At 70.2% G+C, this 23,275-nt stretch carries 20 protein-coding genes; 8 read left to right on the top strand and 12 right to left on the bottom strand.

Annotated elements, in window-relative coordinates; all coding sequences use genetic code 11:
* Nucleotides 1-29 precede the first annotated feature (29 nt).
* The 8 genes from ISF28_RS10555 to ISF28_RS10520 all read left to right on the top strand — a co-directional run bounded on the left by ISF28_RS10555 (nt 30) and on the right by ISF28_RS10520 (nt 9,642).
* Nucleotides 30-1,814, top strand: a complete 1,785-nt coding sequence (locus ISF28_RS10555) for a thiamine pyrophosphate-requiring protein (protein WP_198117132.1) — start codon at nt 30-32, stop codon at nt 1,812-1,814.
* On the top strand, nt 1,811-2,824 hold the full coding sequence (locus ISF28_RS10550; protein ID WP_370663415.1) for a hypothetical protein: 1,014 nt from the start codon (nt 1,811-1,813) through the stop codon (nt 2,822-2,824). The genes ISF28_RS10555 and ISF28_RS10550 overlap by 4 nt, the downstream gene beginning before the upstream one ends.
* Nucleotides 2,821-3,432, top strand: coding sequence for a gluconate 2-dehydrogenase subunit 3 family protein (locus ISF28_RS10545; protein ID WP_198117131.1), 612 nt, complete (start codon nt 2,821-2,823; stop codon nt 3,430-3,432). The genes ISF28_RS10550 and ISF28_RS10545 overlap by 4 nt, the downstream gene beginning before the upstream one ends.
* Nucleotides 3,429-5,066 carry a GMC family oxidoreductase gene (locus tag ISF28_RS10540; RefSeq protein WP_198117130.1) on the top strand — a complete coding sequence of 546 codons (1,638 nt, stop codon included), beginning with the start codon at nt 3,429-3,431 and terminating at the stop codon, nt 5,064-5,066. Before ISF28_RS10545 ends, ISF28_RS10540 begins: the two co-directional genes overlap by 4 nt.
* Nucleotides 5,067-5,076: 10 nt before the next feature.
* Nucleotides 5,077-6,234, top strand: coding sequence for an alpha-hydroxy acid oxidase (locus ISF28_RS10535; RefSeq protein WP_198117129.1), 1,158 nt, complete (start codon nt 5,077-5,079; stop codon nt 6,232-6,234).
* Nucleotides 6,234-7,409, top strand: coding sequence for a family 1 glycosylhydrolase (locus ISF28_RS10530; RefSeq protein ID WP_229518991.1), 1,176 nt, complete (start codon nt 6,234-6,236; stop codon nt 7,407-7,409). Before ISF28_RS10535 ends, ISF28_RS10530 begins: the two co-directional genes overlap by 1 nt.
* Nucleotides 7,410-7,462: 53 nt before the next feature.
* Complete coding sequence (locus ISF28_RS10525; RefSeq protein WP_198117128.1) at nt 7,463-8,266, top strand: YdcF family protein; 804 nt, start codon at nt 7,463-7,465, stop codon at nt 8,264-8,266.
* A 68-nt stretch (nt 8,267-8,334) separates the two neighbouring features.
* The gene (locus ISF28_RS10520) at nt 8,335-9,642 is read left to right on the top strand and encodes a cytochrome C (protein ID WP_229518990.1); all 1,308 of its coding nucleotides are present in this window, start codon (nt 8,335-8,337) and stop codon (nt 9,640-9,642) included.
* 64 nt (nt 9,643-9,706) lie between these two features.
* Here the strand turns inward: ISF28_RS10520 and ISF28_RS10515 are convergent, their stop codons facing one another.
* The 12 genes from ISF28_RS10515 to ISF28_RS10460 all read right to left on the bottom strand — a co-directional run bounded on the left by ISF28_RS10515 (nt 9,707) and on the right by ISF28_RS10460 (nt 23,272).
* On the bottom strand, nt 9,707-11,893 hold the full coding sequence (locus ISF28_RS10515; RefSeq protein WP_198117127.1) for a glycoside hydrolase family 9 protein: 2,187 nt from the start codon (nt 11,891-11,893) through the stop codon (nt 9,707-9,709).
* 212 nt (nt 11,894-12,105) lie between these two features.
* The gene (locus ISF28_RS10510; protein ID WP_198117126.1) at nt 12,106-12,432 is read right to left on the bottom strand and encodes a cytochrome C oxidase subunit IV family protein; all 327 of its coding nucleotides are present in this window, start codon (nt 12,430-12,432) and stop codon (nt 12,106-12,108) included.
* Complete coding sequence (locus ISF28_RS10505) at nt 12,433-13,110, bottom strand: cytochrome c oxidase subunit 3 (RefSeq protein ID WP_198117125.1); 678 nt, start codon at nt 13,108-13,110, stop codon at nt 12,433-12,435.
* Nucleotides 13,107-14,753 carry a cytochrome c oxidase subunit I gene (ctaD, locus tag ISF28_RS10500; protein WP_198117124.1) on the bottom strand — a complete coding sequence of 549 codons (1,647 nt, stop codon included), beginning with the start codon at nt 14,751-14,753 and terminating at the stop codon, nt 13,107-13,109. Before ctaD ends, ISF28_RS10505 begins: the two co-directional genes overlap by 4 nt.
* The gene (gene coxB / locus ISF28_RS10495) at nt 14,728-15,678 is read right to left on the bottom strand and encodes a cytochrome c oxidase subunit II (RefSeq protein WP_198117123.1); all 951 of its coding nucleotides are present in this window, start codon (nt 15,676-15,678) and stop codon (nt 14,728-14,730) included. Before coxB ends, ctaD begins: the two co-directional genes overlap by 26 nt.
* Nucleotides 15,675-16,451 (bottom strand): SCO family protein, encoded by a 777-nt coding sequence (locus tag ISF28_RS10490; protein WP_198117122.1) that lies wholly within the window; start codon nt 16,449-16,451, stop codon nt 15,675-15,677. The genes coxB and ISF28_RS10490 overlap by 4 nt, the downstream gene beginning before the upstream one ends.
* A complete protein-coding gene (locus ISF28_RS10485; protein ID WP_198117121.1) occupies nt 16,448-16,855 on the bottom strand; it encodes a hypothetical protein in 408 nt (135 codons plus the stop codon). The genes ISF28_RS10490 and ISF28_RS10485 overlap by 4 nt, the downstream gene beginning before the upstream one ends.
* Nucleotides 16,848-17,885 (bottom strand): hypothetical protein, encoded by a 1,038-nt coding sequence (locus tag ISF28_RS10480; protein WP_198117120.1) that lies wholly within the window; start codon nt 17,883-17,885, stop codon nt 16,848-16,850. Before ISF28_RS10480 ends, ISF28_RS10485 begins: the two co-directional genes overlap by 8 nt.
* A complete protein-coding gene (locus tag ISF28_RS10475) occupies nt 17,882-18,499 on the bottom strand; it encodes a c-type cytochrome (protein ID WP_229518989.1) in 618 nt (205 codons plus the stop codon). The genes ISF28_RS10480 and ISF28_RS10475 overlap by 4 nt, the downstream gene beginning before the upstream one ends.
* On the bottom strand, nt 18,496-19,032 hold the full coding sequence (locus tag ISF28_RS10470) for a DUF3341 domain-containing protein (protein WP_198117119.1): 537 nt from the start codon (nt 19,030-19,032) through the stop codon (nt 18,496-18,498). Before ISF28_RS10470 ends, ISF28_RS10475 begins: the two co-directional genes overlap by 4 nt.
* Nucleotides 19,029-20,426, bottom strand: coding sequence for an NrfD/PsrC family molybdoenzyme membrane anchor subunit (nrfD, locus tag ISF28_RS10465; protein WP_198117118.1), 1,398 nt, complete (start codon nt 20,424-20,426; stop codon nt 19,029-19,031). The genes ISF28_RS10470 and nrfD overlap by 4 nt, the downstream gene beginning before the upstream one ends.
* On the bottom strand, nt 20,423-23,272 hold the full coding sequence (locus ISF28_RS10460) for a 4Fe-4S dicluster domain-containing protein (protein ID WP_198117117.1): 2,850 nt from the start codon (nt 23,270-23,272) through the stop codon (nt 20,423-20,425). Before ISF28_RS10460 ends, nrfD begins: the two co-directional genes overlap by 4 nt.
* Nucleotides 23,273-23,275: the final 3 nt, after the last annotated feature.

Raw genomic sequence — 23,275 nt, 5'->3', positions numbered from 1 at the left:
CCAACCATCGAGACTTCGCGAGGACAGACATGAGCAAAACCGTTGGCGACTTCTTCGTCGAACGCCTGTACGAATGGGGCGTGCGCACCATCTTCGGCTACCCGGGCGACGGCATCAACGGCGTGCTGGGCGCGCTGGACCGCTTCGGCAAGATCCAGTTCATCCAGGTGCGCCACGAGGAAATGGCGGCGTTCATGGCCGCCGCGCACGCCAAGTTCACCGGCGAGCCCGGAGTGTGCCTGTCGACGGGCGGCCCCGGCGCGGCGCACATGGTGACGGGCCTGTACGACGCGAAGATGGACCATATGCCCGTGCTGGCCATCACCGGCCAGGCGCCGACGACGGCGCGCGGGGCGCATTACCAGCAGGAGCTGAACCTCCCGCGCCTGTTCGAGGACGTGGCCGACTACGTGTACGAGGCGAGCCAGCCGTCCCAGGTGCGCCACCTGCTCGACCGCGCCATGCGCACGACGCGGGGCCGCAACGGCGTGAGCGTGCTCGTGCTGCCGGGCGACCTCCAGGACAAGCCGTACGAGGACCCGCCCCGCAAGCACGGCAACGTGTTCTCCGGCGTCGGCTACACGAAGCCGCGCGTCGTCCCGTACGAGGCCGACCTCGTGCGCGCGGCGGACGTGCTGAACGCGGGCAGCAAGGTGGCGATCCTCGTCGGTGCCGGCGCGCTGGGCGCCACGGACGAAGTCATCGCCGTGGCCGAGCGCCTCAAGGCCGGCGCCGCCAAGGCCCTGCTGGGCAAGGCCGCCCTGCCCGACCACCTGCCGTGGGTGACGGGCTCGATCGGCCTCCTCGGCACCAAGGCCAGCTGGGAGATGATGAGCGATTGCGACACGCTCTTGATGATCGGCACGGGTTTCCCGTATTCCGAATTCCTGCCCAAGGAAGGCAAGGCGCGGGCCGTGCAGATCGACATCGACCCGACGATGCTGAGCGTACGCTTCCCTGCCGAGGTCAACCTGCACGGCGACAGCGCGGAAACGCTGCGCATGCTGCTGCCGATGTTGAAGGACAAGACCGACACGAGCTGGCGCGAGAAGGTCGAAAAGGAAGTGCGCGACTCGTACAAGCTGCTGGAGGACCGGGCGCTGGCACCCGCCAACCCGATCAATCCGCAGCGCGTGTGCCACGAACTGTCGCCGCTGCTGTCGCGCGACGCCATCGTGACGAGCGATTCCGGCTCCTGCGCCAACTGGTATGCGCGCGACCTCAAGGTGCAGCGCGGCCAGATGTATTCGCTGTCCGGCGGCCTCGCGTCGATGGGCGCGGCGGTCCCGTACGCCATCGCGGCCAAGTTCGCCCACCCGGACCGGCCCGTGATTGCCCTCGTCGGCGACGGCGCCATGCAGATGAACAATATGGCGGAGCTGATCACCGTGTCGAAATACTGGAAGCGGTGGAAGGATCCGCGCTGGATCGTGTGCGTCTTCAACAACGAGGACCTGAACCAGGTCACGTGGGAACAGCGCGTCATGGAGGGCAACCCCAAGTTCGAAGCGACGCAGAAGATCCCGGACGTGCCCTACCACCGCTTCGGCGAGCTGATCGGGCTGAAAGGCATCTTCTGCAACGACCCGGACAAGGTGGGCGAAGCGTGGCGCGAAGCGCTCGCGGCCGACCGGCCCGTCGTCCTCGAATTCAAGACCGACCCGGAAGTCCCGCCGCTGCCGTCCCACATCACGCTCGACCAGGCCAGGCACTTCATGACCACGATCGTGAAGGGCGACCCGAGCGAAGGCTCGATGCTGGCCGGCGTGGCGCGCCAGGTGCTCAGCTCCATCCTGCCCGGGGACAAGTCGTGAGCGCGGCGGCGCCCGCGGACGCGCGCCCGCTGGCGCGCGGGCTCGGCGCCGCCACCCTCGGCCTGGCGCTCGGCGCGCTGCTGCTGGGGCGGACGGCGGCCGCGCGCAGGCTACCCGCGCCGTCGCCCACATTGCGCCGGCCGGTGCGCACGCACGACACGGCGGATGCAACCGACCCCGCGCCGCAAGCCCGCCGGCTGTACCAGGCGGCCGCGCTGCTGGCCGCGTCCGTGCTGAGCGACAGCGCGCTCGAACACTATCGCGGCGACTTCGAGAACCCCGGCATGTTCGCGCCCCTCGCCAGCGCGGCCGTCGTGCTGGCGTGCGCGCTGCGTGGCACGCGGTCGACCGGGTCGCGCCCGACCGCGCCACGGGCGACGGTCTTGGCCACCGTGCCCTACGCGACGGCCTGCGCCGTCGGCGCGGCGGGCCTCGGCTTCCACGCCTACAACGTGCTGCGCCGGCCCGGCGGCCTGTCGTGGGCGAACCTGTTCTACGCGGCGCCGCTCGGCGCGCCGGCGGCGCTGGCGTTGGCCGGCGTGATCGGCCTGGCGGCCCGGCCCGTCGCGGCGGGCGCGGCCACGCTCGCCGGCCTGCCCAGCGGACGCGCGCTGTGCGGCCTCGCCGCCGTCGGCCTGGCCGGCACGAGCGCGGAAGCGGCCCTGCTGCACTTCCGCGGCGCCTACCACCATCCCGCGATGTGGGTGCCCGTCAGCGTGCCGCCCGTGACGGCCGTCATGCTGGCCGGGGCCGCGCGTCCCGGCGCCCCGGGCCGGCGCCGCCTGACCGACGCGCTGCTCAAAGCGTGCACGTGGCTGGGCGTGATCGGCGCGGGTTTCCACGCCCGCGGCATCGCGCGCCAGATGGGTGGCTGGCGCAACTGGAGCCAGAACGTGCTGGCCGGTCCGCCGCTGCCGGCGCCGCCCAGCTTTTCCGCGCTGGCACTGGCCGGCCGCGCGGCGCTGGCGCTGCGCGCCGCGCAGGAAAGCACCGGAAGGAGGGCCGCATGACGCACGACCGACCGCCGCCACGCTTCCCCGGCTACGACGTGCTGGCCAAATGGGACAGCCCGTCGTTCGACGACGTCACCCGCGACGTGCTCGCGCTGCGCCTCGATGCCGTGCCGCCCCGGCGCTGGCTGACGGCCGACGAGTGGGACCTGCTGGACGCGATCAACGCGCGCCTGCTGCCCCAGCCCGAGCGGACGCGCCCGATTCCCATCACGCCCTGGATCGACGCCATGCTGCACGAGGACCGCGGCGAAGGCTTCCGCCACCCGGACATGCCGCCGCTGCGCGCCGCCTGGCGCCAGGGCTTGGGCGCCGTCGACGACGAGGCGCGCCTGCTGCACGACCTGCCCTTCGTCCGGCTGGACGCCGCCGCCCAGGACGCCGTGCTGCAGGTGCTCGCCGAGGGCCGCGCCGCGTCGCCCCGCTGGCAGGGGCTCGACGCGAAGCGCTTCTTCATCCACCACCTGGTCAAGACGGCGGCCGGCCTGTATTACGCGCATCCGTTCGCGTGGAACGAGATCGGCTTCGGCGGCCCCGCGAGCCCGCGCGGCTACGTGCGCCTGGGGTTCGACAGCCGCGACCCGTGGGAAGCGAAGGAGGCGCCATGAGCGCCGGACACGCGCCGCGCACGGGCGCCGGCCGCGCCCCCGACGTGTTCGAACGGGGCGGCTGGGTCCCCATGCGCGAATACGGCGACGACGAACCGGTCGATTTCGCCATCGTCGGCGCCGGCGCCGGCGGCGCGACGCTCGCGTGCAAGCTGGCGGAAGCAGGCTTTTCCGTCGTCGTGCTGGAAGCGGGACCGTTCTGGCGGCCGCTGGAAGACTTCGCGTCCGACGAGGAGGCGCAGCAGCAGCTGTACTGGCTCGACGAACGCATCTCCGGCGGCGCCGACGCGCTGGCCCTCGGCGGCAACAATTCCGGCTGGGGCGTGGGCGGATCGACCGTCCACTTCAGCATGATCTCCCTGCGCTTCCGGCCCGAGTGGTTCCAGGCCCGCAGCCAGCTCGGCTACGGCTTCGACTGGCCCATCACCTACGCCGAGCTGGCGCCCTATTACGACGAGGCCGAGCAGGCGCTGGCCGTGGCCGGACCCGTGCGCTATCCGTGGGGTCCGCCGCGCCGGCGCTATCCGTACCGCGAGCACGAGATGAACGCGGCCGGCCTCGTGCTGGCGCGCGGCGCCGACAACATGGGGATCCCGTGGGCCGCCGTGCCGCTGGCGACTGTGTCGGCGCCGCGCGGCAAGTCGCCGCCGTGCGTCTACCGGGGCTTCTGCAATTTCGGCTGCGCGACGAACGCCAAGCAGAGCGCGCTGATCGTGTGGATCCCGCGCGCGCTGGCCGCCGGCGCCGAAGTGCGCGACCTCGCGATGGCGGGCCGCGTCGAACTGGGCGGCGACGGCCGCGCACAAGGCGTGCACTATCGCCGCAACGAGCAGTGGCGCTTCCAGCGCGCGCGCAACGTCGTCGTGTCGGGCTATGCGATCGAGACGCCGCGCTTGCTGCTCAATTCCGCCTGCGGCCCGTTCCCGGACGGCCTCGCGAACAGCTCGGGGCTCGTCGGCACGCACCTGACGACGCACGCCGGCCCCGGCATGTGGGCCCGCTTCGACGAGGAAATCCGCTGGTACAAGGGCCCGCCCAACATGGCGGTGTGCGAGCACTGGAACTACACGGACGACGGCAAGGACTTCCACGGCGGCTATGCCTTCATGAGCCAGGGTCCGCTGCCGCGCGCCTGGGCCCAGGTGCTCGCCACCGAGCGGCACCTGTGGGGCGAGGCGCTGCGGCGCGCGATGATGGACTATAACCACATGGCCGGCTTCGTCGCCGTCGCGGAAACGGAGCCGCGCGCCTGCAACCGCGTCGAACTGTCCGACGTGCGCGACCGCCACGGCCTGCCGGTCGCCCACGTGACGTTCGAATATTCCGACAACGACCGCCGCATGCAGGACCACGCGCGCCGCTTCATGGGCGCGATGCTGGAGGCGGCCGGCGGCCGCGACGTCTGGACGAGCGACGACACCAGCCACATCCTCGGCACGTGCCGCATGGGCGCCGATCCGGCCACGAGCGTCGTGAATGCGGACGGCCGCAGCTGGGACGTGCCCAATCTGTGGATCTGCGACGGCTCGCTGTTCCCGACGCCGGGCGGCGTGAACCCGTCGCTGACGATCCAGGCCCTCGCCTGCCGCATGGGCGCGCGCATCCGCGACCTCGCGGCGCGCGGCGATTTATGAAGGAGCCGACATGACCAAGGTAGCCAGCATCTTCGACCTCGAATGCCTCGCGCGGGAACGCCTGCCCAGCGTCGTGTTCGACTACATCCACGGCGGATCGGAACAGCAGCTGACCGTCCAGCGCAACCTCGACGACATGCGCGCGCTGGCCCTGCGCCAGCACAGCCTGCGCGACGTCTCGCACCGCGAGATGAGCGTCACGATGGCGGGCGATCAGGCCCGCATCCCGCTCGCCCTGGGCCCGACGGGGCTCGCGGGCCTCACGTGGGCCAACGGCGAATGCGAGGCCGCGCGCGCGGCCGTCGACTTCGGCGTGCCGTTCTGCCTGTCCACGTGCTCCATCAATTCCATCGAGGACGTGGCGGAAGCGATCGACAAGCCGTTCTGGTTCCAGCTGTACCTCATGAAGGACCACAAGGTCAACGAAAGCCTGATGCGCCGCGCCCACGATGCCAACTGCTCCGTCCTCGTGCTGACGATCGACCTGCACACACAGGGCAAGCGCTGGGCCGACGAGAAGCACGGCCTGTCCGTGCCGCCGCGCCTGACACCCTCGAACATCATGCAGATGGTGGGCCACCCGCGCTGGCTCGCGAACATGGTCGGCAGCAAGCGCCACACGTTCGGCAATTTCGAGCACGAGATCGAGGAAGCCGGCTCGATCGGTTCGCTGTCGAAGTGGATCGAAGAGCAGTTCGACGCGTCGTTCGACGTGAACACGGCGCGCTGGGTGCGCGACAAGTGGCAGCGCAAGCTGATTTTAAAAGGCGTGATGAACGCGGACGACGCCCGTACGGCCGTCGACATCGGCGCCGACGCCATCATCGTCTCGAACCACGGCGGCCGCCAGCTGGACAGCGCGCCGTCGTCGATCTCGGTGCTGCCGGAAATCGTGGCCGCGGTCGGCGACCGCATCGAAGTGCTGTTCGACGGCGGCATCCGCACGGGCGGCGACATCGTCAAGGCCCTCGGCCTCGGCGCCCGTGCCTGCCTCTCCGGGCGCGCTTGGCTGTATGGCCTGGCGGCGCGCGGGCGCGAAGGCGTCGCGTGCGCCCTCACGCTGCTGGAGCAGGAACTGCAGGACTGCATGCTGCTCACCGGTCTCGACAACCTCCACAAGATCGATCCGGGCGTCGTCACCGCGCAGCCGCCGCTGGGGAGGCGCTGATGCCGCCGTTCATGTTCGCTTCCGGGATCGAGAGCAGTTCGCCGACCATAGCCAATGGCCGCATCCGCCGCGACCAGATGGAGGAATGCGGCCATTACCGCCACTGGAAGACGGACCTCGAACTCGCGGGGCAACTGGGCATCCGCACCCTGCGCTACGGCGTGCCGCTGTACCGGTCATGGCTCGGGCCAGGGCGCTACGACTGGGAATTCGCGGACCAGGCGTTCGGCGAACTGCAGCGCCTCGACATCGCGCCCATCGCCGACCTGTGCCACTTCGGCGTGCCGGGCTGGGTCGGCAACTTCCAGAATCCCGATTTTCCCGGCCTGTTCCAGACCTATGCGCGCGACTTCGCCGCGCGCTATCCGTGGATCCGGATGTACACGCCCGTCAACGAGATGTACGTGTGCGCCAAGTTTTCCGCGCTGTTCGGCTGGTGGAACGAACAGGCCCGCGACCACCGCTCGTACGTGACGGCGCTGAAGCACCTGGCCAAGGCCAACGTCCTCGCGATGCAGGCGATCGTCCAGCTGCGCCCCGACGCCGTGTTCGTGCAGAGCGAGTCGAGCGAATACTTCCACGCCAGCGTGCCCGACGCCGTCGCGGAGGCGGAGCGGCGCAACCAGCTGCGCTTCCTGTCCCTCGATTTCAACTACGGCCGGCCCCTCGACCCCGTGCAGCGCGAATTCGTGCTCGCGGGCGGCATGACGCCCGAGGAATGCCGCTTCTTCGAAGAAAACGCGCCGTGCGGAAACTGCATCCTCGGCAGCGATTACTACGTGACGAACGAACACGAGGTCAAGCCGGACGGCACGACGAGCGACGCGGGCGAGACGCTGGGCTATGCGATGATCGCGCGCGAATACGCCGAACGCTACCGCCTGCCGATGATGCACACGGAGACCAACCGCGACCAGGGCCCGGAAGGCGACGAAGCACGCAAGTGGCTGCGCCGCCAATGGGCCGTCGTGCGCAGCCTGATGCGCAGCGGCGTGCAAGTCGTCGGCTTCACGTGGTATTCGGTGACCGACCAGGTCGACTGGGACATCGAACTGCGCCACATGCGCGGCGTCGTCAATCCGCGCGGGCTGTGCGACCTGCAGCGGCAGATCCGGCCCGTGGGCAAGGCGTACCGCGACCTGATCGCGGCGTGGCAGGGACGGATCGGGACTTGACGCGGGATGCCGCCTGCGGTCTACTCCAGGCGCCGACATTCCGAACGCCATCCATGATCCTCAAGCCCGTCCTCGACCTCGTCAACCTGATTCCGCGCGACCTGATCCTCCCGCCCGCCAGCCTGTTCGTCGTGATCGCCATCGGCCTGGCGCTGTGGCGCCGCCGGCCGCGCGCCGCGCGCATCCTCGCCGGCGGCGGCCTGGCCGCGCTGGCCGTGCTGTCGACGCCGGTGGGCGCGCGGTTGTTCGTCGCGCCGCTGGAACGGCTGACGGCGCCGCTGCAGGCGCCCGAGCGCGCGGGAGCGCAGGCGATCGTCGTGCTGGCCGCCGGGCGGGTGCTGCGCGCACCGGAATACGACAACCGCGACATCCCCGACTACTTCACCCTGGCGCGCCTGCGTTACGCGGCGCACCTGCAGCGACGCACCGGATTACCGGTCCTCGTCAGCGGCGGCAACGGCAGCAGCGGCGTCGATCCCGACCCGGACGACCGCGCCTGGACGAAGGCGGACGGGATGGCGGCGGCGCTGCGCGACGACTTCGGCGTGCCGGTGAAATGGGTCGAGGGACGCTCGCGCGACACGGCCGAGAACGCGGCCTTCAGCGCCGCCATGCTGCGCGCGGACGGGGTCAAACGCATCCTGCTCGTGACCGACGCCATGCACATGCCGCGCGCCCGCACCGCGTTCGAGCGCGCGGGGCTCGACGTCGTCAGCGCGCCGACGCTGTTCTTCAGCCGCCAGCCGCTGCCGCTGCATTCGTGGGTGCCCAGCCCCGAGGGCATGCGCCGGTCCTGGTATGCGCTGTACGAATTGATCGGCATCGCGTGGTACAGGCTGCGCGGCGCCGGCGGTTGAGGGCCGCCAAATTGATCTGACCCCGGGCAGGCGATCATACCGGCGTCATCATCGTTCGGGGCATCGTCATGAAACCGTTTGCCAGGCTGCCGTGGCGGATCGCCGTCGCCGTCGTGCTCGCATGTTGCACCCTGCCGGCCCGGGCCGTGCCCAGCTTCGCGCGCCAGACCGGCTTCGACTGCTTCGTCTGTCACGTCAGCTGGCCGGAACTCACGCCCACCGGGCGATTGTTCAAGCTGAACGCCTATGCGCTGGGGCCGCGGCTCGCCTTCCCGGTCGCCGGCATGCTCCAGCTGTCGCATTCCGCCACCCACACCGGCGGCGTCGATTTCAAGGAGAATTTTCCCGAGGACCGAGAAACGGTCTTGCAGCAGGCGAGCCTGTTCTTCAGCGGAAAACTGAGCGACCACGCGGGCATCTTTTCGCAGCTGACCCATGACGGCGTCGACCACCGCACGAGCATCGACAACGTCGATCTGCGCTATGCCAACCGTCTCGAAATCGGACCGCACGACCTCCTCTACGGTTTCACGCTGCACAACAATCCGCAAGTCCAGGACGTCTACAACACGGTGAGCACCTGGGGCGTTCCCTTCGCGTCGTCGCCGGCAGCCAACACGCCCGCCGCCGCGCCGCTGATCGAAAACCTGGGGCAGCAGGTGGCCGGCGTCGGCGCCTACGGGTTGTGGAGCAACACGGTCTACGCCGAAGTCACGGCCTACCGCACCGCCAACCACCTGTTTTCCCCGCTGCGGCTCGGCATCGAACGGGACACCGCGGCCTCACTCGACGGCTACAACCCGTACTGGCGCGTCGCGCTGCAGCACGACTGGGACGGCGGCCGGCATTCGGCGATGATCGGCACGTTCGGCCTCGTCGCGGACGTCTTCCCCGACAACAAACTCTTGACGGGCCCGACCGACCGCTTCCGCGACGCCGGCATCGACGCGCAATACCAGTACATCACGGACCGGCACCGCATCTCCGCGCAACTGAACTACGTGCGCGAGAGGGTGACGTGGAACCCCGGCACGCCGGCGAGCAACCGCATGGACGAATTGCACGCGCTGCGGGCCAAGGCCACCTATTATTTCGACACGCGGTTCGGCGTCAACCTGGCGCGCTTCCGCGTCGACGGCACCGCCGACAGCGGGCTGTACGACACCGGCGACGCGGTCACGGGCAGCGGCAACGGCAGTCCCGACAGCGACGGCTATATCGCCGAACTGAATTACCTGCCGCGGCGCGACGTCCGGCTGACGCTCCAGTTCACACGCTACGGCAAGTTCAACGGCGCCAAGCGCGACTACGACGGATTCGGCCGCAACGCCGCCGACAACGACACCGTGTACCTGCTGGGGTGGTTCATGTTCTGAACCCGGCACCGGCCGCGCACGCCCCGGGCCGGCGCGAGCGTGCCGGCCTGGAGGCGTGGGCGACTTATTTCACGAACCTGGCCAGCAGGCGGATGTACGCCACCTGGTAACCGTTCGACGGCTCGGCGATCGACCACGAGTCGAGCGGCCAGCCCGTGTTGAAGTCGAGATAGGACTTCTCGCCGGGTTGGCCGTACGGCGGCGTCGGACGGGACGAGCCGCACTGCGGCGACACGTTCGGGCAACCGCTGTCCCAGTCCCACTGGCTGCCGGCGGGGCCGCCGACCAGATAGCCCGGCGCCGGGCCGTAGACCGAGTTCTTGGCGTCGTCCCACTTGGTGCCGTCGAAGAACCAGGTATGCCAGAGCTGGTTGACCGAATTCTCGGCCCCGAAACTAACCATATTACTGAGATAGACCTTGCCCAATGGGTTCACGCCATGCAGGTAGTGCAGGTAGTCGCCCGCGGCGCCGGCGATCTGCTCCGCCGTATGGGTGCTGGTGCCGTAGTAGCCCTCTTCCGTGAACAGCGTGCCCTCGTTCGCCTTGACGGCATTGCTGGCCCAGGTGTACGAACCGATCTTGGCGCGGTAGGCGTCCCGCTGCGCCTCCACGGCACCCCAGTTGTCGTAGTCGGAGCGGTTCATCAGGTCGCGGTAGCGGGTGCGGATGTCGCTGGCCACGGTGGAAGTGGCGCCGGGCAGCGACGCATAGTACATCAGCGTGCGCGCGGTGCCGGCGCTGAATCCGGACAACGACCAGTCCTTGAACATCCCGAACGACGTGTAGTTCTGGTCGACGAAGTCGCGGTAGGCGACATTGCCCGTAAGCGCGAACAAGCGGATGGCCGCCACCGTGCGCAGCGTGAGGCGTCCGGCGTCGTCGACTTCCTGCTGGCCGACGCCGAGACCGGCGGTGCCATGGTTCGCGTCGTTGTTGTAGAAGATGACGCTGGGGTGCGCCACGGCCCAGTTATAGGCATTGACGGCGCGCTGCTGCAGGTCCTGCACGTACGACGACAGCGACGCATTGTTCAGGCTCCCGAGGACCTTGGCGCCTTCCGCGAAGGCCGCGGCCGCCGCCAGCGTGGCCGAGGTGCTGGCATCGCCGTAATAGCTGGGGCTCCTGCTCGCGGACGGCGGGCTGGCGCCGCCGACGCCGACGATCGACAGCACGGAGCCGTCCGCATTCTGCAAGCGTTTCAGGTAGTCCAGGCCATATTTCGCTTCGTCGAGGATGTCCGGAACGCCGTTGTACGATTCCGGGATATTGAAGTCGTCCGTGAAGACCGTGGGATTCTCGGCGTAGACGTCCATCAGATCCTGGGCGTAGCCGGCCTCCCAGCTGGTGTACTTGTTGAAGTCGCCGGCGTCGGCCCAGCCGCCGCGCAGGTCGCGCGCGGTGGCGGCGTTGTTCTTGTCGAGGAAACGCCGCGCCTGCGGGTCCTGGCCGGTCCCCAGGTTGCCGGCGCCGTCGGCCCAGTTGGCGCCGGCGTTGCCCACGCTCCGGTCCTGGCCCAGGCGCTGGTAATAGAACATCCGCACGGCCTGGATCAGCACGTTGCGGTAGGGGTTGTCGCCGATCTCGAAGCGCGCCGAGCGCGCGCCGCCGGCGTCGACGATCTGGTAAGTGCCCGGCGCGGTGACGCTGCTGAAGTCGAAGTACCACACCTGGTCGCCCGAGTCGGGATCGGTGGCCCGGTTGTTCCATTCCGTCGGCCAGAAGGTCATCACGGTGGCGCCCGTCCTGGCATTCACCACGCTGAGCTGCTGGGGCCAGAAGCTCGGGCCGCTCGCATCGTAGCCGACCTTGGGCGTGCGCAGCACCGCGATTTTCGTCGCGTTGGTGAGGTAGCCGAACTGGTCGACCATGATGAACTTGCCGGTATTGGCGTCCGACGCCGGCCACACCGTGAAGGTATAGTTCTGGGTGGTCTTGGCACCGCAGCTGTTGGTAAAGGTGGCGGTCGCGACGCAAGTGTTGGCGCTGGTGCCGCCGTTGGCGACCTTGATCGTCTGCTCGCGCGCGGAACCCGACGTGCCGCAGCCGCTCCATGACCAGGTCCCGCTGAATGGCTGCGGCCCGAGCACGACGGTCGAGCCGGTGTTCAACGAGGCCGAGGATTGCTGCGTCCATGCGGTCGTGCCGTTGATGTTGAGGTATGGCGTGACAGCGCTGGGCTGGCACGTCTGCGCCAACGCGGGCGCGCCCAATGCCGCCAGCGATAGCAGCACGCTTTTCTTGATGTTCATATGTCTCCGTTGTGGATGCGATCGGGCCGGACTCGTGACGCCTTCCGGCCGTGCAAATGTTTACTCGACGAGCTCATTGTGCGATTGCGGCTCGCGCGTCGCCACAACGAAAACGACCAGGACGGGAAGAAAATCCACCGGGGGACGGGCGGGATGTCGTCGTCGACGAGGGCGTCGGCGCAGGGCGCGGCCGGCCGCCGCTCCGATAGGTCTCAGCGGCTACCCAGTCGCGGCGCCACCGTCGCCGGCTGCTGCCACGGCGCCGTGAGCGCGTCGCGCGTCGCGTAATCCGTCATCGACAGCCCGATCAGCAGCGCCAGCATGACGGCGCCCGCCACGGCCGCCAGCCGCAGCAGCGCGGGCGCGCGCCTGAGGCGCATGAACACGATCGCGACCAGCGACGCCTTGGCGCACGCGATCGCGAGGCTGACGGCCGTGTTCAGCCAGCCCAGGCGCAGCAGCGCGCAGGCGGCCGTCGTGGCCAGCAGCGCCATCAGCGCGATCCACGTGAACAAGAGGGGACGGGTCGCCTTGTTCATTCAGCCTCCGGAACGCAGCGTCAGGTACAGCAAGGGATACAGGAAAATCCACACGATGTCGACGAAGTGCCAGTACAGGCCGACGAGTTCGACGGCCTCGTTGCCGGGGCCGCGCGGCGGCGGGTGGCGCAGGACGAGGATCAGCCACAGGCAGGCCGAGACGCCGATGAACAGGTGCAGCGCGTGCAGGCCCGTCGCGGCGAAGTACACCAGGAAGAACAATTCCATGCCGTGGACCGTCGTCGGATCGGTCGCGTCGTCCGGCCGGAAGCCGATGCCGGGAAACAGGTGCTCGTCGAATTCCTTGTGCCATTCGTAACCCTTGATGGCGAGGAAGACGATACCGAGCAGCGCCGTCAGCGCCAGCAGGCGGGCGGCGCGGCGCCGGTCGCGCATCTCGTGGCCGTGCTGGGCGACGTGGCCGGCCAGCGCCATGAAGAAGCTGCTCGTCAACAGCACGGCCGTGTTGATGGTCCCCAGCAGCATGTCCGTGTGGCGGCTGGCCATGCCCGTCGCCTGCGGATCGTGCAGGCGCAGGTACAAGTAGCCGAACAGCAGCGGGCCGAAGAACAGCAGCTCGCTGGACAGGAATACCCACATGCCGAACGAGCGCGCGAAGTCCTGCTGGCCGTGGTTGGCGAACTGCGGTTCGAGGACCGGGGTCTCGGGCGCGTTCATGGCCCCTCCGGCGTGTAGGCGTAAGGCCCGCGCACGACGACGGGCGGCGTCGCGAAATTGTGTTCGGGCGGCGGCGAATCCGTCTGCCATTCGAGGCCGGTGGCGCGCCACGGGTTCGCCGGTGCGCGCGCGCCGTAGCGCAGCGACCACGCCAGGTAGCCCAGCGGCATGAGGTAGCCGACGGCCAGGGTCACGGCGCCGGCCGACGACAGCACGTGCAGCAGCTGGAATTCCGGCGGATAGGTGTGGTAGCGGCGCGGCATGCCCGCATAACCCAGCAGGTATTGCGGGAAGAACGTCAGGTTGAAGCCGGCGAAGATGATCAGCGCCGCCACCTTGCCCCACGTCTCGGAATACATGCGGCCCGTGACCTTGGGCCACCAGAAATGGATGCCGCCCAGGTAGGCCATCACGGAGCCGCCCACCATGATGTAGTGGAAGTGTGCGACGACGAAATAGGTGTCCGACAGGTGCACGTCCAGCGCGAGCGACGCGAGAAACAGGCCCGTCAACCCGCCGATCGTGAACAGGCCGACGAAACCCAGCGTGTACAGCATCGGCGCCGAGAAGGTGATGCTGCCCTTGTACAGGGTCGCCGTCCAGTTGAACACCTTGATCGCGGACGGAATCGCGACGAGGAACGAGAGCAGCGAGAACACCAGCCCCGCGTAGATCGACTGCCCGCTGACGAACATGTGGTGGCCCCACACGAGGAAGCCGATGACGGCGATGGCAAGGATGGCATAGGTCATGAAGCGGTAGCCGAACACGGGGCGGCGCGCGAAGCACGGGATGATCTCGCTGGCGACGCCCATCGCCGGCAGCACCATGATGTACACGGCCGGGTGCGAATAGAACCAGAACAGGTGCTGGAACAGCAGCGGGTCGCCGCCCAGCGCCGGGTCGAAGATCCCGACCTGGAACAGGCGCTCGATCGCGACCAGCACGAGCGTCATCGCCAGCACGGGCGTGGCCAGCACGAGGATCAGCGCCGTCGCGTAGTTGGCCCACACGAACAGCGGCAGGCGGAACCAGGAGAGGCCCGGCGCGCGCAAGGTGTGGACGCTGACGATGAAGTTCAGGCCCGTCAGGATCGACGAGAACCCGAGCACCAGCACCCCGGATAGCGCCGCCACGACGTGCGAATTCGAGAACATCGACGAGAACGGCGTGTAGAACGTCCACCCCGTGTCGACGCCGCCGGCCAGCAGCGCCCACAGCACGATGGCGCCGCCCGCCATGTACAGATACCAGCTGGCGAGGTTGAGCCGGGGGAACGCGAGGTCGCGCGCGCCGATCATCAACGGCATCAGGAAATTCCCCAGCACGGCGGGGATCGACGGGATCAGGAACAGCCACACCATGATGATGCCGTGCGCCGTGAACAGCTTGTTGTACGTGTCGTCGCTGACGAGGTCGCCCTGCGGCGTCGCCAGCTCCAGCCGGATCAATGCGGCCGCCACGCCGCCGAGGAAGAAGAAGAAGGTGATGGAGATCGCGTACAGCACGGCGATGCGCTTGTGGTCGCGCGTCGTCAGCCAGTCGATCAGCCGGTAGCCGCCCACGAGGTAGCTGGGTTCGCGCCGCGCGGCGGACGGCGTCCCCTCGTCGACCACGCTAGCGTCGTTCTGTGCGCTCGTCATGCGCGCTCTCCCTGATGTATTCGATGATGTCCAGGATGTCCTCCTCGCCGATCTGCCCCGCGAACGACGGCATGATGGGAGTGTAGCCCGCGACCACGTCCTTCGCCGGCTGCAGGATCGAGTCGCGGATGTACGGCTCGTCGGCCGTCAGCGCGCGGCCGTCCGCCAGGTGCACGCGCCGGCCCAGGAGGCCCGTGAGGTCGGGCGCGTGCACGCTCGAACCCGGGTCGTGGCAGCCGCTGCAGCCGTAGCGGCGGTACAGCTGGTAGCCGCGCGCCGCCATGCCCGGCTGGTGCGGCCCGGCCTGCAGCCAGTGCGCGAACGCGGCCGGCTGCATGACGACGATCCGCCCGAGCATCCGCGAATGCTCCGTGCCGCAGTATTCCGCGCAGTACAGGCGGTATTCGCCGGTGCGGCTCGGCGTGAAGACGATGGACGTGTAGCGCCCCGGGACGACGTCCTGCTTGACCCGGAAGTCCGGCACGAAGAAGCTGTGGATCACGTCCTGCGACGTCATGACGAGGCGCACGGGCCGGCCCAGCGGCACGTGCAGTTGGCCGATCTCGCGCCGGCCGTTCTTGTGCTCGGCCTCCCACATCCACTGTTTGGCCACGACGAACACGGACATCGCATTGTCCGGCGCCCGGTACAGCTTGACGTAGTCGACGGCGCCCCACGCGTAGATGCCGAGGAAGAGCAGCAGCGGGATCACGGTCCACGCGATTTCGACGGGCAGCCCCTTCCTCGGCACGTGCGTGCGGTCGGCGTCGGAGCCGGCCCGGTAGCGGATCGAAAAGCCCGTCATCACCACGAGCACCGCGAGCGCCACGGCGCCCGTCAGCAGCAGTACGCACAGCGCCAGGTCGTCCAGGCGTCCGGCGGAGACGGCGGCGTCGACAGGCAGCAGATGGAATTGCGGGTTCATGGCCGCCCTCCCCGCCGGCGCCACAGCCAGCCCAGGAACAGCAATGGCAGCAGCAGCGCGCCAACGCGCACGAGCGCCATCGACGTGGCCGAGAAGCGGCCGGACGTCGGCGCGTAGTGCGCGCACAGCAGCAGCACCTGCTGGCCCAGCGAGGGCGCCGCCTCGTCGCGCGCCGCCGCCTGCACCGCGGCGCGCAGGCCGGCCGGATCGTAGCGCACGCCGGAGAACCCGCGGGCGATGCGGCCGTCCGCGTCCAGCACGACGAAGCCGGCCGCGTGCGCCAGCTGGCCGCTCGCGGCGTCGGGCACCGTGCGGTAGCCGAGGGCCGTCTGCAGCCGCGCCAGCGTGGGCGCGTCGCCGGTCAGCAAGGTGAGGTCGGCCGTGCCGCCGGGCAGCAGCGCGGCATAGGCGCGCTTGCGCGCGGCGGCCTCGCGCGCGCCGTCGCGCGGGTCGACGGACAGGCCCACGAGGCGATAGTCGCCCGCCTTGAGGCCGGACAGCGCGAGCGCCTGCAGCACGCCCTCGAACACGGTGCTACACAGGTTCGGGCACGTGTAATAGCCGGGCACCAGCACGACCGGGCGGTCGAACAGCGTGGCCAGCCGCACCGTCCTGCCGCCATCGTCGCGCAGGACGGCGTCCAGCGGCACCCGCGCGCCCGTCACGGGGGCGAAGCGCGCGGCCGGCGGCGGCGGCAGTTGCAGGGCCTGCGCGGCCGCCGGGCCGCAGGCCGGCAGCAGCAGCGCCAGGACGAGCGCGGCGGCGGCCTTCATCGCGCCTCCTTTGCCGGAGCGAGGATGGGCGGCGTGCGCCCAGGTTGCGTGGCCGGTGCCGGCTTGCCCGCCGCCGGCGCGGCCGGCGCGCCGCCGCGCGCGGCCAGCAGCCGCATCGCCTCCGCGAGCGGAATGCGCGCGATGCCGGCCTGGCGGTCGACCCAGCCATAGCTGTCGAGGAGATGGCGCTTTTCCTGCATGTAGCGGACGCGGTCGGGCTGCGGCGCCGGCTGCAGCAGCGGCGCCGTGCCCTTGAACGGTTGCGGCGGCGTGTTCGCGGCCGGTCCGCGCACGTGGAGCAGCAGCGCGCCGGCGCCGAGCGCGCAGGCGATGCCGCCCAGGATGACGTAGGCGCCGCGGCGCAGGCCGCGCAGGTCGAGATCGTCGCCCGCGGTGTCAGACATGCAGAGCCTCCTTTCGTTGACGCGCCAGCGCCATCCACGCGAGCAGTCCGAAACCGCAGGCGACGAGCGGCGCGAGCCACAACCAGTGCGGCGTCGCGAACCGGACGGACGGCAGCACGAGCCACCAGCAGTCGAGCAAATGCGCGGCCAGCAGCGCGCCGGCCAGCACGCCCATCAGCGCGGGCGCGGATTTCGCGAAGCGCGACAGCAGGATGCACAGCGGTCCGGCGAAGTGGCCGACGACGAGCACCCACGCCACCGCCTGCCAGCCGGGCGCGCCGCGCAGCAGGTACCACGAGATCTCGTGCGGCAGGTCGGCCGCCCAGATGATCAGGAACTGCACGTAGGCGAGATAGGCCCACGTCAGCACGTACATCATGAGCAGGTTGCCGAGGTCCGGCAGGCGCTTGCGGGCGGCCCCGCGGTCGATCAAGAGCACGGCCAGCGCGAGCCCCGTCAGCATCTGCCCCGTGCCGGCCAGCCAGCCGAACACGCTGGAATACCATTCCGGCTGCAGCGACATGATCCAGTCCACGGCCGCCAGGCTGACGGAAAAGCCGTAGACGAGCAGGCAGGCCGCGGCGCGCGCCGGCGACCGGGTGCGGGCGCGCGTCTCGACGATGGAGAGCGCGCTCCACAGCACGAGGTACACGATACTGCGCACGGTAAAGAAGACGGGATCGAGCCAGGCGTGGCGGAACACGGCGTCCGGCGGGCCGGACACGCCGTGCTGCCATGGGTACAGCAGCGGCGCGCCGAGCAGCACGGGCAGGAACAGGAGGCAGGCGAGCGGCAGCCAGCGGGCCGCGCGCAGCAGCGGGCCGCGGATCGTCTCGCCCCACGCGCCGCCCGTCAGCTGGTGCAGCCACACGTTCGCGAGTCCGCCCAGCAGCGCGCCCGTCACGAACCACCACGCGGCCAGGTAGCTGGCCAGCAGCGCGCGCAGGTCCAGGCGCCAGCCGGCCCAGCCGGCGACCAGCGCGATGGCGGCCAGCGCCAGCGCGGGGACGGCGAGCGGCCGCGTCCTCATGGCTGGCCTCCGGTGGCGGCGAGGCGCGCGCGCAAGTCGGGCGGCAGCGCCGCCGCGTCCGCGTGCTGGCTCAGTTGCAGCGCGCGGATGAAGGCGACGATGGCCCAGCGGTCGGCAGGTTCCACGCGGTCGCCGTACGGCACCATCACGCCGTAGCCGTTCGAGATCACGTCGTAGATGTGGCGGTCGGGGACGTTGCGCAGCCGGTCCTGGTGGTAGGTGGGCGGCGGCGGGAAGCCGCGCCGCACGACCAGGCCGTCGCCGTCGCCGGCCGGGCTGTGGCAAGGCATGCAATAGATCATGTAGCGGTCCTGGCCCCGCTTCAGCAGGGTCATGTCGACGGGGTACGGGTTCGTCTGCGCCGTCTCGGCCTGGACGTCGCGCTGCACGAGGTCGGTGCCTGCGCGCCCGCCCGTGCTGTCGGCGAAGGCGCCGCGGGCGCGCGGTTCCGTGCCCGCGACGGGCGGGCGCGCCGAGGCGCCGTCCGCGAACAACGGGCTCGGCGCGTACGTCTTGTAGCGCGGCTGGTCGTACATGTCCTGCTTGGCGCGTTCGCAGCCGGCCAGGACGCACAGCGCAAGCGGGACGCACATGGCGCACGACAGGCGCTTCATGCCGGCACCTCGCGCAGCAGCAGCGGATGCAGTTCGTCGAGCAGGCCGCGCGCGAACTCCGGCGCGAACACGGGATCGCGCGCGGGCAGGCACAGGAAGAAGCGGTTGCGGCTCGCGAGCTCGAATTCCTCGACCTCGAACAGCGGATGGTGCAGGCGCGGCAGGCCATTCAACATCAACATCGCGACCGTGGCGGCCAGCGCCGCGCCGAGGATCGTGATCTCGAACGTCGGCGGGATGAACGCGGGCCAGCTGTTCAGCGGCCGGCCGCCGACGTTGATCGGGTAGTCGACGACGGCCGCATACCACTGCAGGAAGTAGGTGCCCGCCCCGCCGAGGATCCCGCCCAGCAGCGTGATGGGCGCGATGGCCCCGGTCTGCGCGCCGACGATCTCGTCCAGCCCTTCGATGGGGAACGGCGTGTAGGCCTCGACCTTCGTCCAGCCCCGCGCGCGCACGTGGCGCACGGCCGCGCACAGGCTGTCGGCGGTGGGGAATTCGGCCAGCACGCCGTAGAGTGCCCGTTCGCTCATGCCTCCCCCTTCGCGCTTTCGCGCACCAGCTCGCGCATCTCGGCGATGGAAATCGAAGGCAGGAAGCGCACGAACAGCAGGAACAGCCAGACGAACAGCGCGATGGAACCGAACAGCGTGATCCAGTCCCAGCGCGTCGGATAGAACATGCCCCAGGCCGACGGCATGAAGTCGCGGTGCAGCGACGAGACGACGATGAGGAAGCGTTCCATCCACATGCCGCAGTTGATGGCGAGGCTCAGCACGAACAGCACCGGCACGTTGTGGCGCACGCGCCGGAACCAGAACAGCTGCGGCACGAGCACGTTACAGGCCAGCATGGACCAGTACACCGGCGCGTACGGTCCCAGGAAGCGGTTCATCGTCATGTAGCGCTCGTAGATGTCGCCGCTGTAGAACGACGTGAAGATCTCCGCCAGGTAGCCGTAGGCCACCAGCCAGCTCGTCGCCAGCAGCACCTTGGACGCATTGGCCAGGTGGCGGCCCGTGATGAAGTCCTGCAGGCCGAACGCGTGGCGCAGCGGGATCGCGAGCGTGAGCACCATCGCGAAGCCGGAGAACAGCGCGCCCGCGACGAAGTACGGCGGGAAGATCGTCGAGTGGTAGCCGGGCGTATTGCCGATGGCGAAATCGAGCGAGACGATCGTGTGCACCGACACGACGAGCGGCGTCGCCAGGCCGGCCAGCAGCAGGTAGGCCCACTCGTAGCGGGCCCAGTGCCGCGCCTCGCCGCGCCAGCCCAGCGCCAGCAGGCCGTACGCGACCTGGCTTTTCCGTTCGCCGCGCTGGCCGGCGCGGTCGCGCAGGGTGGCCAGGTCGGGGATCAGGCCGACGTACCAGAACAGCAGCGACACGGTGAGGTAGGTCGCGATGGCGAAGAAGTCCCAGACGAGGGGGCTGCGCCATTGCGGCCACACGTTCATCACGCTCGGATACGGCACGAGCCAGTAGAAGAACCACGGCCGGCCCAGGTGCAGGATCGGGAACAGGCCCGCGATGCCGGCGGCGAACAGGGTCATCGCCTCGGCGAAGCGGTTGATCGACGTGCGCCATTTCTGGCGCAGCAGCAGCAGGACGGCGGAGATGAACGTGCCGGCGTGGCCGATCCCGATCCACCACACGAAGTTGCCGATCGCGTAGCCCCACGCGACGGGAATGTTGATGCCCCAGATGCCGACGCCCTTCACGAGCAGCCACGTGATCGCCAGCACCAGCGCGCCCACGCCGGCGGTCGCGACGAGGAACGCGGTCCACCAGCGCCAGCCGAAATGGTCGGTGAGGACGATGCCCGCGATCTTGTCCGTGACGCTCGCATAGCCCCAGCCGGGACGCAGCACGGCATTGCCCTGCGACTGCAGCGTGTCGGTGTTGGCGCGCGTGTCGGGGGTGCTCATCCCAGCTCCGGATCGGGGTTCAGCACGCGCGTGAGATAGCTCGTGCGCGGCCGCGTGTTCATGTCTTCCAGCAGGTGGTAGTCGAGCGGCGACGCCTTGGCCGCGACGACGGCGCTGGCCGGGTCGTTCAGGTCGCCGAAGCGGATGGCGCGCGTCGGGCACACGGCCTGGCACGCGGTGACCATCTCGCCGTCGCGGATGCGCCGCCCGGCCTTCTCCGCCTCGATGCGGGCGCGCGTGATGCGCTGCAGGCAGTAGCTGCACTTTTCCATCACGCCGCGCCGGCGCACCGTCACTTCCGGGTTCTGCAGCGCCTTCAGGCTTTCCACCTTCTGGTTCGAGTATTGCAGGAAGTTGAAGCGCCGGACCTTGTACGGGCAGTTGTTGGAGCAGAAGCGCGTGCCGATGCAGCGGTTGTAGACCTGCACGTTCAGGCCCTCGCTGTCGTGCACCGTGGCGCCGACGGGGCAGACCTCTTCGCACGGCGCGTGCTCGCAATGCATGCACGGCACCGGCTGGAACAGGGTGCGCGCGCCGGCCACGTAGCGGTCGACGCGGATCCAGTGCATGCTGCGGCCGCGCTCCACCTCTTCCTTGCCGACGACGGGGATGTTGTTCTCGGCCTGGCACGCGATCGTGCACGACGCGCAGCCGATGCACGCGTTCAGGTCGATCGACATGCCCCATTTATAGCCGTCGTAGTCGCGCTCCGGGTACATCGTGCCGTGTTCCTTGTCCTCGCCCGCCCGCGATGCGGCGCGCGCGAGTTCGCGCACGTGCATCTGCGCCGGCGCCGCGCCGTCCCGGGCCGCCGCGACCTGCCCGGCCGGTGCGGCGACGTGGACCGGGTCGCGGCCCAGCATGTCGACCTCGCGCTGGCGGAACACGAGATCGTGGGTGCGGCCCGTGGGCGTCACCGTCAGCGCGGGCGCGGCTCCCAGCGCGGCCAGGGTGCGCAGGCGGTACGCGTCGAAACCGACGCCCTCCCCCACGGCGCCGGCCGCGCGCCGGCCATAGCCCAGCGGCAGCGTGACGACGCCCTCGGCCTGGTGCGCATGGACGAACACCGGCGCGTCGATGGTGCGGCCGGCCACGGCAAAGCGCGCGACGGCGCCGTCGGCCAGGTGCAGCCGCGCGGCCGTGGCCGGCCCGACGAGGGCGGCGTTGTCCCACGTGAGGGACGTGAGGGGCCGCGGCAATTCCTGCAGCCACGCGTTGTTGGCGAACGCGCCGCCGTCGACCGACGGGTCGGGCGCGAACAGCGCGACGAGCGGCGCGGGCGAGGCCGCGGCCGGGGGCCGCACGGGCCGCGCGGCCGGCACGACCGGTTGCGCCGCGCTGCCGTCGACGACGCCCCGGCGCAGGATCGCGCGCCACGCCGCGTCGTCGCCCTGCCAGGTGGCGCGCACGAGCGCGTGGCCGTTGCGGCTGCCGGCGCCGGCCAGCAGCGCGACGATCTCGTGCGCCGAGCGGCCGCCGTACAGCGGCGCGATCAGCGGCTGCACGACCGTCGCCGTGCCGTCGTGCGCGCGGGCGTCGCTCCACGCTTCGTAGCAGTGCGCCATCGGCAAATGCCAGCCGGCGGCGCGCGCCGTCTCGTCGCGGTACAGGCCCAGGTGGGCGCTGAGCGGCACGCGTTGCAGCAGCGCGCCGAAATCGAGGTCGGCCGGCGCGTCGTAGACGGGGTTCGCGTCCAGCATCAGCAAGGTGTCGACGCGGCCGGCGCGCATGTCGGCGGCCAGCGCGGCAATCGATCCGGCATGATCCTGCGGGCTGCGCTCGACGGGATCGATGAAGGCCAGCGGGCCGGCGCCGCCGCCGTTCAGGCGCAAGGTCAGTGCGTACGCCAGCGCGCGCCCGGCCGGGCTCACGGTGGGGCCGGCGGCGACGAGGGCCCGGCCGCGGGCGCCGTCGAGCGCCTTGGCGGCGGCCGCTTCCCAGCGGTCCAGCGCCGGGTCGGCCGCATGGCCGGCGTCCGGCGCGGCGCCGAGGCGCGCCGCGATGCGCCACAGCGCGGCCTCGATCTCGTGCGGGGCGCGCGCAAGACGCGCGTCGGCATAGGCGCCGGTCAGCGTGGGCGTCGCTTCCAGCACGTACAGGCGGTTGGCGTCGGCGCGCGCGCCCAGGCCGCGCGGCGCCGTGAACGCCCGCGCGTGGGCCAGGCTGCCGGGCATGGCGCCGAACAGGTCGGCGTCCAGCGCCAGCACGACGCTCGCCTGGTCCAGCCGGTACAAGGCGTCGAGGGGGCGGCCGAACGCCTGCTGCGCGGCTTGCACGGCGCCGTCGTCGTGCAACGGGTCCCACGCATGCCAGCGCAGATTGGGCAGGCGCCGCTGCAGGTCGGCGATCTGGTGCGCCAGCGTCGGCGACGTGACCGTGCCCGTGAGGATGGCGAGGCCGTCGCCGCCGTTGCGCTCGAAGCGCGGACGGCGCGCCTGCAGCGCGGCGTCGAACGCGCCCCACGTCGCCATCTCGTCGCCGCGGAACACGGCCTGCGAGCGGTCCGGGTCCCACAGCTGCAGGATCGACGCCTGCGCGAACACGTCGGTCGCGCCGGCGCCGACGGGATGGTCGGGATTGCCCTCGACCTTCGTCGGCCGCCCCATGTTCGATTCGACCAGCACGCCGTGCGCAAGACCATGCCGCACGAACGCGGTCGCGTAGAACATGGGCAGGCCCGGCACGCCCTGCTCCGGCATCGTCACGTACGGCACGATGGGTTCGGCCGGCGGCCCGCTGCAGCCGGCGCCCGCCAGCGCCGCCGATGCTGCCATCAGCTTCAGGAAGCGGCGCCGGGCCGGCTCGTCCTGGGCGATGGGGATGATCGGATGGTCGTGCTTCGTCATGTT

This window comes from Massilia rhizosphaerae, from assembly GCF_016093545.1.
In the GTDB taxonomy this organism is placed as follows: domain Bacteria; phylum Pseudomonadota; class Gammaproteobacteria; order Burkholderiales; family Burkholderiaceae_D; genus Telluria; species Telluria rhizosphaerae.
The sequence above is the reverse complement of the archived record's forward strand: the minus strand, read 5'-3'. Positions and strand labels throughout refer to the sequence as shown.

What these genes read in the sequence shown, in the direction of transcription:
- ISF28_RS10555 (WP_198117132.1), top strand. Translation starts at nt 30, where the DNA reads ATGAGCAAAACCGTTGGCGACTTCTTCGTCGAACGCCTGTACGAATGG.
- ISF28_RS10545 (WP_198117131.1), top strand. Translation starts at nt 2,821, where the DNA reads ATGACGCACGACCGACCGCCGCCACGCTTCCCCGGCTACGACGTGCTG.
- ISF28_RS10540 (WP_198117130.1), top strand. Translation starts at nt 3,429, where the DNA reads ATGAGCGCCGGACACGCGCCGCGCACGGGCGCCGGCCGCGCCCCCGAC.
- ISF28_RS10535 (WP_198117129.1), top strand. Translation starts at nt 5,077, where the DNA reads ATGACCAAGGTAGCCAGCATCTTCGACCTCGAATGCCTCGCGCGGGAA.
- ISF28_RS10530 (WP_229518991.1), top strand. Translation starts at nt 6,234, where the DNA reads ATGCCGCCGTTCATGTTCGCTTCCGGGATCGAGAGCAGTTCGCCGACC.
- ISF28_RS10525 (WP_198117128.1), top strand. Translation starts at nt 7,463, where the DNA reads ATGATCCTCAAGCCCGTCCTCGACCTCGTCAACCTGATTCCGCGCGAC.
- ISF28_RS10520 (WP_229518990.1), top strand. Translation starts at nt 8,335, where the DNA reads ATGAAACCGTTTGCCAGGCTGCCGTGGCGGATCGCCGTCGCCGTCGTG.
- ISF28_RS10515 (WP_198117127.1), bottom strand. Translation starts at nt 11,893, where the DNA reads ATGAACATCAAGAAAAGCGTGCTGCTATCGCTGGCGGCATTGGGCGCG.
- ISF28_RS10510 (WP_198117126.1), bottom strand. Translation starts at nt 12,432, where the DNA reads ATGAACAAGGCGACCCGTCCCCTCTTGTTCACGTGGATCGCGCTGATG.
- ISF28_RS10505 (WP_198117125.1), bottom strand. Translation starts at nt 13,110, where the DNA reads ATGAACGCGCCCGAGACCCCGGTCCTCGAACCGCAGTTCGCCAACCAC.
- ctaD (WP_198117124.1), bottom strand. Translation starts at nt 14,753, where the DNA reads ATGACGAGCGCACAGAACGACGCTAGCGTGGTCGACGAGGGGACGCCG.
- coxB (WP_198117123.1), bottom strand. Translation starts at nt 15,678, where the DNA reads ATGAACCCGCAATTCCATCTGCTGCCTGTCGACGCCGCCGTCTCCGCC.
- ISF28_RS10490 (WP_198117122.1), bottom strand. Translation starts at nt 16,451, where the DNA reads ATGAAGGCCGCCGCCGCGCTCGTCCTGGCGCTGCTGCTGCCGGCCTGC.
- ISF28_RS10485 (WP_198117121.1), bottom strand. Translation starts at nt 16,855, where the DNA reads ATGTCTGACACCGCGGGCGACGATCTCGACCTGCGCGGCCTGCGCCGC.
- ISF28_RS10480 (WP_198117120.1), bottom strand. Translation starts at nt 17,885, where the DNA reads ATGAGGACGCGGCCGCTCGCCGTCCCCGCGCTGGCGCTGGCCGCCATC.
- ISF28_RS10475 (WP_229518989.1), bottom strand. Translation starts at nt 18,499, where the DNA reads ATGAAGCGCCTGTCGTGCGCCATGTGCGTCCCGCTTGCGCTGTGCGTC.
- ISF28_RS10470 (WP_198117119.1), bottom strand. Translation starts at nt 19,032, where the DNA reads ATGAGCGAACGGGCACTCTACGGCGTGCTGGCCGAATTCCCCACCGCC.
- nrfD (WP_198117118.1), bottom strand. Translation starts at nt 20,426, where the DNA reads ATGAGCACCCCCGACACGCGCGCCAACACCGACACGCTGCAGTCGCAG.
- ISF28_RS10460 (WP_198117117.1), bottom strand. Translation starts at nt 23,272, where the DNA reads ATGACGAAGCACGACCATCCGATCATCCCCATCGCCCAGGACGAGCCG.